Consider the following 10,877-nt stretch of genomic DNA (forward strand, 5'->3'; position numbering starts at 1 on the left):
TCAGAGGCCGTAGACGCGGGTCGCGGTACCGGCGAACACGGCGGCTCGTTCGCTCCCACTCAGCGAGTCTGTCAACTCGCGTGCCGAGTCGAGGACTTCGGCGTATGTCGCCGCCAGAGTGCAGACGGGCCAGTCCGAGCCGAACATCAGCCGGTCGGGCCCGAAGGCATCCAGGACCGTGTCCGCGTACGGTCGCAGGCCATCCACCGTCCAGGTCTTCGGGTCGGCTTCGGTCACCAGGCCGGAGAGTTTGCAGACGGTGTTCGGGAGCTCCGCGAGCGCGCGGATCGCGGTGGCCCAGGGTTCGAGTGCGCCGGATGCGATGGGCGGCTTGCCCAAGTGGTCCAGGACGAAGGTGAGGCCGGGGTGTTCCTGGGCCGCCTTGACGCAGGCCGGCAGCTGGTGAGGCAGCACCACGAGGTCGTAGGCGAGGCCGGCCGCGCCGACCGCGGCAAGACCCCGGCGCACGTCGGGCCGCAGCAGCCACTGCGGGTCGGGCTCGCCCTGCACCTGATGCCGGATGCCCACGAGGCGCTGACCGCCCGGGAGTTTACGCAGCTTCGCGAGCGCGTCACCGGCGTCCGGGCGGGTGAGGTCGGTCCAACCGACCACACCCGCCACCAGGTCACCGCCCGCCACCAGATCACTGCCCGCCGCCAGGGCGAGGAACTCGGGGGTCTCATCGGCGACGGTGACCGTCTGGACGAGCACGGTCGCCGCGACACCGGCCGCGCGGGTCTCGGGCAGAAGATCGGCCAGGGAGAAGTTCCTGCGGATCGGGGCGAGCGCCTCGCCGGTGATCCATTCCTGGTCACGTACGGAGAGGTCCCACACGTGGTGGTGGGCGTCGATGAGGCGCGCTGTCACGGCAGCTCCCAGACGACGGGCAGCCCGGCGTCCGCGCCGTCGGCCGAGTAGTCGTGGACGACGTCGAGCAGCTCGGCCATGCGTGCCTGCCAGGCGATGTTGACCGGCAGCTTGTCCAGCTCGGCGAGCATGCGGGCGTAGTCCGCGCACTCCAGGACATGGAAGAGGTCGGTGCCGCTGCGCCAGATCGTCCAGGAGGTGGCGCCCGCCGCGCGGATGGCGGCGACCAGTTCGGCGGGCACTTCGCGGTGCGCGGCGTCGTACTCGGCGACGCGGTCGGCGCGGACCTTGGTGTGCAGGGCGATTCTCACGCGGGGTCCTCTCCGGGGGCGGGGACGGATGCGGGTACGGGGACGTTGGCCGGCAGCAGGCCTTCCGCGCGGGCTTCCTTCCAGAAGTCGTCGGGGACGGCGGTCGCGAACTGCGCTGTCGCGTCCCGGACTTCGTACGGCGAGCGGGCGCCGACGAGGACGGTGGTCACCGCCGGGTGGGCCAGGGGGAAGGCCAGGGCGGCGGCGCGCAGCGTGGTGCCGTGCCGCTCGGCCGTCGCCTTCAGACGCAGGGCCCGGTCGACGAGGGCGCGGGGTGCGGTGGTGTAGTCGTAGGTCGCGCCGGGGCGGGGGTCGGCGAGCAGGCCCGAGTTGAAGACGCCGCCGATCACCACCGCCGTGCCGTGCTCGTGCGCGGCAGGCAGGAGGTCGGCCAGGGCGCTCTGGTCCAGGAGCGTGTAGCGGCCCGCGCACAGCACGGCGTCGACGTCGGTTTCGCGGACGAAACGGGTGAGCATCGCCGTCTGGTTCATGCCCACGCCGATCGCGCCGACGACGCCTTCGGAACGCAGCCGCTCCAGGGCCGGGTACCCCTCACGGAAGGCCTGTTCCGCGTGGTCGTCCGGGTCGTGGAGGTAGACGATGTCGACGTGGTCGAGCCCGAGGCGGGTGAGGCTCGCCTCCAGGGAGCGGCGGATGCCGTCCGCGCTGAAGTCCCAGACACGGCGGTGCGTGGCGGGCACGGCGAAGCCGTGGGCGAGGTCGTCGCCCTCGGGGGCCTCCACCGGTTCGAGGAGCCGGCCTGCCTTCGTCGAGAGCGTGTACGTCTCGCGGGGCCGGGCCCGCATTGCCTCGCCAAGGCGGCGCTCGGACAGGCCGATGCCGTAGTGCGGCGCCGTGTCGAAATAGCGGATGCCCGCGTCCCACGCGGCGTCGATCGCCCCGGCGGCCTCCTCGTCGGTGATCGGGGCGTAGAGGTTGCCGAGGGCGGCGGCGCCGAAGGACAACTCGGTCACCTCGACGCCGCCGGGTCCGATGGCGCGCCGGGTCATGCCGCTCACCGGGCCGCCGGGCGCAGGCGCAGGCCCTGCATGCCGCCGTCGACGGCGAGCGCCGTGCCGGTGGTCGCTCCGGAGAGCGGGCTCGCCAAGTAGGCGATGGCGCCCGCGACTTCGTCCGCGCTCACGAGTCGGCCGGTCGGCTGCCGGGCTTCGAGTGCGGCACGCTCGGCCACGGGATCGGGCGCGGCGTCCAGGAGACGGCCGACCCAGGGGGTGTCGACGGTGCCGGGGTTGACGCAGTTGACGCGCACCCCTTCGCGTACGTGGTCCGCGGCCATGGCGAGGGTCAGGGAGAGCACCGCGCCCTTGGACGCCGAGTACAGGGCGCGCTGCGGGAGGCCCGCGGTGGCGGCGATCGAGCAGGTGTTGACGATCGCCGCGTGGCGGGAGACCCGCAGGTGTGGCAGGGCGGCGCGGGTGGTGCGCACGATCCCGAGGACGTTCACGTCGAGCACCTTGTGCCACTGGTCGTCGTCGTTGTCCTCGACGGTGCCCTGGGCGCCGATGCCCGCGTTGTTGACGAGGACGTCCAGTCCGCCGAGGTCGGCCACCGCGGCGGCGACGGCTTCGCGCACCGAGGCGTCGTCCGAGACGTCGGCGCGGTGGCCGGTGAGCGGCTTCTCCACGGTGCTGGGGTCGAGGTCGAGCACGGCGACCTGGGCCCCGCGCGCGGCGAGCAGCTCGGCGGTGGCCCGTCCGATACCGGAGGCTCCGCCGGTGACCAGAGCCTTCAGACCCTCGAAGTCCTTGGCGTCCTTGGCGTCCTTGGCGTCCTTGGCGTCCGTCATGCGGCTGCTCCTTTGCCCTGAGCGAGGTCGGCGGCCCAGAAGGCGCCGTCCGGATAGGTGAACTCGGCGAGCGACTCGGCCCGCATGGTGGCCGAGAAGCCGGGCGCGGTGGGCGCCAGGTAGTGGCCGTCGCGCACCACGACCGGGTCGATGAAGTGGGCGTGGAGATGGTCGACGTACTCGATGACGCGGTTCTCGGTGGTGCCGGACAGCGCCACGTAGTCGAACATCGACAGGTGCTGGACGAGCTCGCACAGGCCCACGCCACCGGCGTGCGGGCAGACGGGGACGCCGAACTTGGCGGCGAGCAGCAGGATCGCGAGGTTCTCGTTGACGCCGCCGACGCGGGCCGCGTCGATCTGGAGCACGTCGATGGCGCCCGCCTGGAGGAGCTGCTTGAAGACGATGCGATTCTGCACGTGCTCACCGGTGGCGACCTTGACCGGGGCGACCGCCTTGCGGATCGCCGCGTGACCGAGGACGTCGTCGGGGCTCGTGGGCTCCTCGACCCAGTACGGGTCGAACTCCGCGAGGGCCCGAGTCCATTCGACGGCCTCACCGACGTTCCAGCGCTGGTTGGCGTCGATCGCCATCCGGATGCCGGGGCCGATCGCCTCGCGGGCGGTACGGCAGCGGCGTACGTCGTCCGCCAGGTCCGCGCCGACCTTCAGCTTGATCTGGGTGAAGCCGTCGGCGACGGCTTGGCGGGCGAGACGGGTCAGCTTCTCGTCGCTGTAGCCGAGCCAGCCCGGCGACGTCGTGTAGCCGGGGTAGCCGCGCTCTCGCAGCAGGACTTCACGCTCCGCGGCTCCGTGTCTGCCCAACTGGAGTATGTCCAGGGCCTCTTGAGGAGTGAGGGCGTCGGCGATGTAGCGGAAGTCGATCTGGGAGACGAGCCACTGGGGTTCGGCGTCCGCGAGGAACCGCCACAGCGGCTTGCCCGCCCGCTTGGCCGCCAGGTCCCACAGCGCGTTGACGACGGCGCCGATGGCCATGTGCATCACGCCCTTCTCCGGGCCGAGCCAGCGCAGCTGACTGTCCCCGACGAGGTCGCGGTTCAACGTCCCGGGATCGGCGCAGAGTTCCTCGACGGAACGCCCGAGCACATGGTGGCGCAGCGACTCGATCGCGGCGACCTGTACGTCGTTGCCGCGCCCGATGGTGAACGTGAAGCCGTGCCCCTCCAGGCCGTCGTCCGCGTCGGTACGCAGGATGACATAGGCGGCGGAGTAGTCGGGGTCCGGGTTCATCGCGTCGGATCCGTCAAGATCCCGTGAGGTCGGGAACCGTACGTCATGGGTGTCAACCGCGGTGATGCGGGCGGAAGTCGGGGACACAGGAGGCCTTTCCGGAAAGGGGCAGGAAGACGGGGAACCCGGAACGGGGTCAGTCCTGTGCGCGGCCGGTGGTGACGCGCGCGATCATCAGGGCGACCAGGATGATTCCGCCGTAGATGGCCTGGATCCAGAAGGACGGCACCTGGGCGAGAGTGAGCAAGTTCTGTACGACGCCGAGCAGCAGGACGCCGGTGAGTGCGCCGAACATGGTGCCCTTGCCGCCGTCGAGGCTGATGCCGCCGATGACCGCGGCGGCGAACACGGTGAAGATCATGTTCTGGCCCTGATTGGCGTTGATCGCGCCGACGTAGCCGGTCTGCATGAGTCCGCCGACGGCGGCGAGGCACCCGGCGACGATGAACACGCCGAGCATCACGCGCTCGACGCGGATGCCGGCGGCGCGTGCCGCGTCGGCGTTGCCGCCGATCGCGTACAGGGAACGTCCCACACGGTGGTACTTCAGGACGAAGCCCGCGACGCCGAAGGAGACGGCGGCCAGCCACACGGAGAGCGGGATGGTCAGGAACGTCGTGGTGGCGAGGGTGTAGAAGGCGTCGGGCATGCCGAAGAGCGTCTTGCCCTCGGTCGCGCCGACGAGCAGTCCGCGCAGCACGATCAGCATGGCGAGCGTGACGATGAAGGCGTTGAGCTTGAGCTTCACCACGAGGATGCCGTTGAAGGCGCCGATGGCTCCGCCGACGAGCAGGATCGCGAGGAGCCCGGCAGCCACGGGCATGTCCGTGCCGAACCCGGCCTGGGCGGCGGGCAGGACGAGGAGCGCACCGACGGCCGGCGCGATGCCGACGACGGACTCCAAGGACAGGTCGAATTTACCCGTGATCAGCACGAGGGACTCGGCGAGGACGACCATCGCGAGGGCGGCAGAGGCGCCGAGGATCGAGATGAGATTTCGCTCCGTCAGGAAGGAGTCATTGAGCAGGGCTCCCAGGATCATGAGAAGCAACAGTGCTGGAACCAGGGCGAGTTCGCGTGCACGTCGCAGGAGAATGCTCTTCGCTGCGCGGCTTTCGGCGGTGCTTTTCCTTGCGGGGGCAGCTTGTGCGGCCGGGGCCTTGGTATCAGCCACTGTGGTCTCCTTGAATTTCGGCTGCGGGCCCGTTGTGGCTGGCCGCGCAGTTCCCCGCGCCCCTGTCGGGGCCCGTCGTGCCCACCCCCTCGATCGAGGCGATCAGGTCGTGGTCGGTGAAGCCCGCCTCGTGCTCGGCGACGATCCTGCCGTGGAAGAGGACCAGGACGCGGTCGCAGCGCCGCAGGTCGTCCAGCTCGTCGGAGACGACGAGGACGGCGGTGCCGTCCTCGCGTGCGTGGTCCATCCGGGCCAGCAGGGACTCCTTGGACTTCACGTCCACGCCCGCGGTGGGGTTGATGAGGACGAGGAGTCGCGGGTCGGAGGCGAGGGCGCGCGCCATGACGACCTTCTGGGCGTTCCCGCCGGAGAGGTCCGACACCGGCTGGTCGGGTCCCTCGGCGTGGATGTCGAGGCGGTCGATCAGGTCCTCGGCGAAGCTCCGTTTGCGTTCGGTGCGGACGAAGCCGTACTTCCCGAGCCGGTCGAGGACGGTCATCGTGGCGTTGTCGCCGATCGTCATCCCGAACACCAGGCCCTGGTCGTGCCGGTCGCGCGGGACGCAGCCGACGCCGGCCCGCAGCGTGGCGGTGACGTCACCGAACGGCAGGCGACTGCCGTCCAGTTGGGCGCTGCCGCCGGTCGGCATGTGCAGTCCCGCGATGGTCTCCGCGAGGTTGATCTTGCCGCTGCCGCTCGATCCGGCGAGGCCGACGACCTCTCCCTTGCGGACGGTCAGGTCGATGCCCGCGTACGACGCGCTGGTGAGGCCCTTGACGTCGAGCATCACCGGGGCGTCGGCGGGGACCTCGGTCCGAGCGACGGACTCCTCCGCGGCCTCCTTCTCCCGCAGGGCCTCGCCCGCCATCGCCTCGACCAGGGCGGCCCGCGGCAGATCGGCCACGGGCGCGGTGGTGATCCAGCGGGCGTCGCGCAGGACCGTGACGGTCTGGCACACCTCGTACACCTCCTGGAGGTGGTGCGAGATGAAGAGGAAGGTGACGCCGGACTCCTGGAGCGCCCGCATGCGCGTGAAGAGCCGCTCGATCTCACGGTTGTCGAGCTGCGCGGTGGGCTCGTCCAGGACGATGAAGCGCGCCCCGAAGCTGAGCGCCCGCGCGATCTCGACCATCTGCCGGTCCTCGACCTTGAGGTCGGCGGTTCGCGCGTCCGGGTCGACCCGTACGTCCCACGTGTCGAGCACCTCGGCCGCCTGGGCGCGCAGCCTGCGCCAGCTGATGAAGCCGCCGCGCCCTTCGGGCTGCCGGTTGATGAAGAGGTTCTCGGCAACGGTCAGGTCGGGCACGACCGTTGGCTTCTGGTAGACGCAGGCCACCTTGCGGCGCCAGGCGTCGCGGTCGGTGAGCGGCGGTGCGGGCTCGCCGTCGAAGAGGACGGTGCCCGCGTCCGGGGCCTGGAGCCCGGTGAGGATGGTGACGAGGGTGGACTTGCCCGCGCCGTTGCGGCCGACGAGGGCGTGGGACTCACCGGGCAGGACGGTCAGTTGTCCGTCCTGCAGGGCGACGGTGGGTCCGTACCGCTTGACGATTCCGGTCGCTTCGACGAGCGCAGGACCGTGTGCCGTGGGCTTGGTCATCGGCGTACTCATGTGACCGTGTTGCCCCACAGCTTGGAGTCGTCGACGTTCTCCTTGGTGACGAGTGGCGCGGGCAGCTGGTCTTCCAGGATGCCGCTGGGCAGCTTCACGATGGTGGAGTCGTGGTCGGTCTTGCCGGGCTTGAACTTCTTCCCGTTCATCGCGGCCTTGATGTAGTACATCCCGTACTTGGCGTACGCGTCGGCGGGCTGCGAGACGGTGGCGTCGATCTGGCCCTTGCGGATGGCGTCGAACTCCTGCGGGATGCCGTCGTTCGAGATGACGGTGATGTGCCCCTTCTCGCCCGCCTTCTTCAGCAATCCCTTGGACTTCAGGGTCTGCAGGGTGGGCGCGAGATAGACGCCGCCCGCCTGCAGGTAGATGCCCTTGATGTCGGGGTTGGAGTTGAGGAGCGTGTCCAGCTTCGACGCGGCCGTGTCGGACTCCCACTTGGCGGGGATCTCCAGGACCTTGAGCTTGGGGTACTTCTTCTTCACACAGGTGCGGAACGCCTCGGAGCGCTCACGGCCGTTGACGGAGGCGAGGTCTCCCATGATCTGGACGACCTTGCCGGTCTTGACCTGCTCGCCGAGGTAGTCGCAGGCCTTCTCGCCGTAGGCGACGTTGTTGGCCCGCACCACCATCGCGACCTTGCCCTTCTCGGGGGCGACATCGACGGCGACCACGGGAACGCCCTTGCGCTCGGCCTGGTCGAGGCCCGCGGAGATGGCAGCGCTGTCGAGGGGGGCGACGACGAGCCCCTTGATGCCCTGGTTGAGCTGGTTGTTGATGTCGGTGATCTGCTGCGAGGGGTCGCTGTTGGAGTTGACGGTCTTCATCGCGTCGACGTCCTCTGACTTCGCCATCTTCGGCACGTAGTCGTTGTACGACTGCCAGAACGGCGAGGTCAGCAGGGGCAGGATCACTCCGACCTTGCCCTCGCCGCCGCCTTCACCGCCCGCGGGCGCCGCGCTGTCCTTCGTACTGCCGCATGCCGCGAGCACGAGGGACGCGCAGGCCGCCGCGGCGGCGATTCGCGCCGTCCGCGAAATCCCCGCCCTGCTGGACCTGTTGCGCACTGTTCTGCCGGCCATCTGACGGCTCCTCATCGAGGGTGGATCGGGAGTCCTAGCGACTGATGGGCGAATATTTATCAGACCACTTGGCGCTCACAACACCCCTTGGCGCCAAGTTTTCCTGCTTTCAGGCCGTAGTGGTCCGACCACATCTCTGGTTAGACTGCGGCGCACCCGGCCAGTGGAGGAGCGTTACGTGGACCAGACCGCCCCGCAGAAGGGCACCGTGACCGGGCGGGCCATCGAGCAGATCAAGGCGATGATCGGCGAGGGCCGTCTCGAACCGGGGCAACGGCTGCCCACGGAAAGGGACTTGGCCACTCAGCTGGGCATCTCGCGCAGCTCCATGCGGGAGGCGATCCGCGCCCTCACGGTGATGGGGGTCCTTGAGGCCCGGCACGGCTCGGGCATCTACGTCACGCAACTGGAGGCCGGGGACCTCCTGGAGACCTTCGGCGTCGTGGCGGACCTCTCCAGAGGACCACGGCTCGTGGAGCTCCTAGAGGTACGCCGGATCCTTGAGTCCACGGCGACGGCGTTGGCGGCGGCGCGCATCTCGGCGGATCAACTTGCGGACGTCGAGAAGCACTTGGAGGCGATGAACGCCACGGACGACCCGGAGGAGATCCTCTCCCACGACCTCGCCTTCCACCGCGCGATCGCGTTCGCGGCGGGCAACGACACGATGGCGGCGATCCTGGAGGGCCTTTCCTCGCGCACGTTCCGCGCCCGGGTGTGGCGCGGCTACCAGGAAGAGGGCGCCTTCGAGCGCACCCGCCGGGAGCACGCGCGCATCCACCGGGCCCTGGTGGCCAGGGACCCGGAGGCGGCGAGGGCCGCGGCGGCGGCGCACGTGGGCGAGGTGGAGGAGTGGCTGCGGACGCAGCTGGACGAATAGGCCCGGGGCGACCAGGCCTGGTCGGGGGGGGGCGGGCTGTGACTTGTGACGGGTTGACCTTGACACGGTGACAAGGTCTTCACTGGCGACCAGGAGGTGGTCACCAGTGACGATCACGAGACAGGACACAGACGCGACCCGAGCACTCCACGGGCTGGAGGACGGCAATGCGTCCGTACGGCTGCGGGCCGCTCTCACCGTCGGCACGGCGCCCGACCCGCGCTTCGTCGACAAGCTCGTCGAGCGCTGCGCCGTCGAGCCCGAGTTCTTCGTCCGCGACATGCTGACCTGGGCCCTCACCCGCCACCCGGTATACGTGACACTCCCCGCGCTGCTCCGCGAAGTCCGCTCGCAGCGTGCGCAGGCGCGGAGCCAGGCGCTGCACACGCTGTCCAAGATCGGCGACCGGCAGGCGTGGCCGGCCATCACCCGGACGCTCCTGTCCGACGCCGACGACGAGGTGGCACGGAGCGCCTGGCGGACCGCGGTCGTACTCGTGCCGGAAGGTGAGGAGCCCGCACTGGCCACGGTCCTCGCGACACAGCTCGGGCGTGGCGAGCGCGAGACGCAGCTGAGTCTCAGCCGGGCGCTGGTCGCGCTGGGGGAAGTGATCGTGCCGGCGCTGCGTGCCGCGACCACAGGCCCCGACCCACGTGTGCGGACGCACGCGATCGCCACGGAGCGGCTGCTGCGCGACCCGGACGCCGGATTCGAGTTCGCGGTCGACGAGGCGAAACGCATCGTGGCACTGGGTGGCTCCGACCAGGAGGGACACTGACACGAGGGAGCACGAAGGAGACTGACAAGAGGGGCATGAAAGCGTGTTGATCGGTGAGGTGGCGCGGAGGTCCGGGGTCAGCGCCCGCATGCTCCGGCATTACGAGTCCCTCGGCCTGGTGCGGCCTTCGGGACGTACCGGCTCCGGCTACCGGGAGTATGCCGGGGAGGACATCCGGCGGATCTTCCATGTCGAGAGCCTGCGGTCGCTCGGTCTGTCGCTCCGTGAAATCGGACGCGCGCTGGACGATCCCGGATTCACGCCCTCGGCGCTCGTCGGTGACCTCATCCTTCAGACGCGCGAACGCATCGCGGCCGAGACGGAGTTGCTCACGCGGCTGCGCCGGATCGATGCCGCGGGTCCCTCCGGCTGGGAGGACGTCCTCCAGGTCGTCGCGCTCCTCCAGGCTCTGGGCTCGAAGAGCGCCGACACGCGTCAGCGCGCGGCTCTGTCCTCGGGCGACGAGGTGCCGGTTCCGGTGGAGGCCCTGGTCGAGGCGGCCCTGAGCGAGACGGAGCCGAACGTCGCAGGGGCCCTTCGCTGGGCACTGGCCCGGTCGGGCGACGGCGGCCTGGGACTCCTGGCGCAGGGCCTCGACTCACCAGTGGCCGCGGTGCGGGAACGTGCCGTTCAGGCCCTCGCGGAGCTGTCCGGTGACGAGGCCACGGCGCGGCTGCGGGATGCTCTCGCGAACCCCGACGTCGTGGTCCGGGGGCATGCGGCGCTGGCGCTCGGGGCCCGCGGAACGGCCGAGGCGATCCCGACGCTCGTCGACATGATCGTGGCGGGCAGGAACGACACGGACGCGGCCGATGCGCTCAGCGTGCTGGCGAGCGACACCGCGCGTGCGGACCGGATCGCGACCAGGCTCGTCGACCGCCTCACCCGCGCCAGCACCGAAGCGCCCGCTCGCGGACGCCTGACCCAGGCACTGGCAGGCATCCCCGGACCGAGGGCGTCAACCGCGCTCACCGAACTCACCCAGGACACGGACCGCGCCGTAGCGCTGACAGCGACGTACCTGCTGCGGCTACGGGACGAAGAGTGACGGCCCGCTTGGCCCCGGGGCCCCCTGGCGCCCACCGCAGTCGCGTGCCGCGGTGTGTGACGCCTGGTCAG

11 protein-coding genes are annotated in these 10,877 nt (G+C 70.3%); 3 read left to right on the top strand and 8 right to left on the bottom strand.

Annotated elements, in window-relative coordinates:
- The 8 genes from ACIBCK_RS25095 to ACIBCK_RS25130 are packed head-to-tail and all read right to left on the bottom strand — an operon-like array spanning position 1 to position 8,100.
- A complete protein-coding gene (locus ACIBCK_RS25095) occupies positions 1–867 on the bottom strand; it encodes an amidohydrolase family protein (RefSeq protein ID WP_399393687.1) in 867 nt (288 codons plus the stop codon).
- Complete coding sequence (locus ACIBCK_RS25100; RefSeq protein ID WP_399393688.1) at positions 864–1,178, bottom strand: L-rhamnose mutarotase; 315 nt, start codon at positions 1,176–1,178, stop codon at positions 864–866. The genes ACIBCK_RS25095 and ACIBCK_RS25100 overlap by 4 nt, the downstream gene beginning before the upstream one ends.
- Positions 1,175–2,188: an aldo/keto reductase gene (locus tag ACIBCK_RS25105; protein ID WP_399393691.1), complete on the bottom strand. Its 1,014-nt coding sequence runs from the start codon at positions 2,186–2,188 to the stop codon at positions 1,175–1,177. The genes ACIBCK_RS25100 and ACIBCK_RS25105 overlap by 4 nt, the downstream gene beginning before the upstream one ends.
- 5 nt (positions 2,189–2,193) lie before the next feature.
- The gene (locus ACIBCK_RS25110) at positions 2,194–2,985 is read right to left on the bottom strand and encodes an SDR family NAD(P)-dependent oxidoreductase (protein ID WP_399393693.1); all 792 of its coding nucleotides are present in this window, start codon (positions 2,983–2,985) and stop codon (positions 2,194–2,196) included.
- Positions 2,982–4,322, bottom strand: coding sequence for an L-fuconate dehydratase (locus ACIBCK_RS25115; protein ID WP_399393695.1), 1,341 nt, complete (start codon positions 4,320–4,322; stop codon positions 2,982–2,984). Before ACIBCK_RS25115 ends, ACIBCK_RS25110 begins: the two co-directional genes overlap by 4 nt.
- A 49-nt stretch (positions 4,323–4,371) precedes the next feature.
- Positions 4,372–5,409 (bottom strand): ABC transporter permease, encoded by a 1,038-nt coding sequence (locus ACIBCK_RS25120; RefSeq protein WP_399393697.1) that lies wholly within the window; start codon positions 5,407–5,409, stop codon positions 4,372–4,374.
- Positions 5,402–7,006, bottom strand: a complete 1,605-nt coding sequence (locus ACIBCK_RS25125) for a sugar ABC transporter ATP-binding protein (RefSeq protein ID WP_399393699.1) — start codon at positions 7,004–7,006, stop codon at positions 5,402–5,404. Before ACIBCK_RS25125 ends, ACIBCK_RS25120 begins: the two co-directional genes overlap by 8 nt.
- Before the next feature lie 8 nt (positions 7,007–7,014).
- Positions 7,015–8,100 (bottom strand): sugar ABC transporter substrate-binding protein, encoded by a 1,086-nt coding sequence (locus tag ACIBCK_RS25130; RefSeq protein ID WP_399393701.1) that lies wholly within the window; start codon positions 8,098–8,100, stop codon positions 7,015–7,017.
- Positions 8,101–8,278: 178 nt separating this feature from the next.
- On the opposite strand from ACIBCK_RS25130, the gene ACIBCK_RS25135 reads away from it, so the two are divergent.
- The 3 genes from ACIBCK_RS25135 (at position 8,279) to ACIBCK_RS25145 (ending at position 10,806) form a co-directional block, all read left to right on the top strand.
- Entirely contained in the window at positions 8,279–8,980 is a 702-nt protein-coding gene (locus tag ACIBCK_RS25135; protein WP_399393702.1) for a FadR/GntR family transcriptional regulator, read from the top strand.
- Between the two features lie 106 nt (positions 8,981–9,086).
- Positions 9,087–9,758 (top strand): HEAT repeat domain-containing protein, encoded by a 672-nt coding sequence (locus ACIBCK_RS25140; RefSeq protein WP_399393703.1) that lies wholly within the window; start codon positions 9,087–9,089, stop codon positions 9,756–9,758.
- Positions 9,759–9,801: 43 nt separating this feature from the next.
- Positions 9,802–10,806: a HEAT repeat domain-containing protein gene (locus tag ACIBCK_RS25145; protein WP_399393705.1), complete on the top strand. Its 1,005-nt coding sequence runs from the start codon at positions 9,802–9,804 to the stop codon at positions 10,804–10,806.
- Positions 10,807–10,877: the final 71 nt, after the last annotated feature.

This window comes from Streptomyces sp. NPDC051218 (assembly GCF_044455475.1).
Lineage (GTDB): Bacteria > Actinomycetota > Actinomycetes > Streptomycetales > Streptomycetaceae > Streptomyces.